Below are 1028 nucleotides of genomic sequence, written 5' to 3' on the forward strand. Positions count from 1 at the left end.
GCCCGTCACGTCCGTGGTGCGGAAGTAGAACTGCGGACGGTACCCCTTGAAGAACGGGGTGTGGCGGCCGCCCTCTTCCTTCGACAGCACGTAAATCTGCGCCTTGAACTTCGTGTGCGGCGTGATGCTGCCCGGCTTCGCCAGCACCTGGCCGCGCTCCATGTCCTCGCGCTTGAGGCCACGAACCAGCGCGCCGATGTTGTCGCCCGCCCGGCCCTCGTCCAGCAGCTTGCGGAACATCTCCACGCCCGTCACCACCGTCTTCTGCGTCGCGCGCAGACCGACGACTTCCACTTCCTCGCCCACCTTGATGATGCCGCGCTCCACGCGACCCGTGGCCACCGTGCCGCGGCCGGCGATGGAGAACACGTCTTCCACCGGCATCAGGAAGGGCTTGTCCGTCGCGCGCTGCGGCGTCGGGATGTAGGCGTCCACCGCCTCCATCAGCTTCAGAATGGCCGGCTCGCCGATGTCGCTGGTGTCACCCTCCAGCGCCTTCACCGCGGAGCCGGGGATGATGGGGATGGTGTCGCCGGGGAACTCGTACTTCTTGAGCAGGTCGCGGACTTCCATCTCCACGAGCTCGCGCAGCTCGGGGTCGTCCAGCAGGTCCACCTTGTTCAGGAAGACCACGATGTAGGGCACGCCCACCTGGCGCGCCAGCAGGATGTGCTCGCGCGTCTGCGGCATCGGGCCGTCCGCCGCCGACACCACCAGGATGGCGCCGTCCATCTGCGCCGCGCCCGTGATCATGTTCTTCACGTAGTCGGCGTGCCCCGGGCAGTCGACGTGCGCGTAGTGACGGTTCTTCGTCTTGTACTCCACGTGCGCCGTGGAGATGGTGATGCCGCGCTCGCGCTCTTCCGGCGCCTTGTCAATCTGGTCGTACGCCAGGAACGTGGCGCCGCCCGTCTTGGCCAGCACCTTCGTGATGGCCGCCGTCAGCGACGTCTTGCCGTGGTCCACGTGCCCAATCGTTCCGATGTTCACGTGGGGCAGGCTGCGATCGAACTTTTCCTTGGACATGA

General features: G+C 66.4%; 1 protein-coding gene. It reads right to left on the bottom strand.

Going from position 1 to position 1028, the window contains the following annotated elements:
- A partial coding sequence (gene tuf / locus D7W82_RS39745) for an elongation factor Tu (protein ID WP_120623196.1) occupies positions 1-1026 on the bottom strand: 1026 nt, incomplete at its 3' end.
- Positions 1027-1028 lie beyond the last annotated feature (2 nt).

The organism is Corallococcus sp. CA049B (assembly GCF_003611685.1).
GTDB classification, from domain to species: domain Bacteria; phylum Myxococcota; class Myxococcia; order Myxococcales; family Myxococcaceae; genus Corallococcus; species Corallococcus coralloides.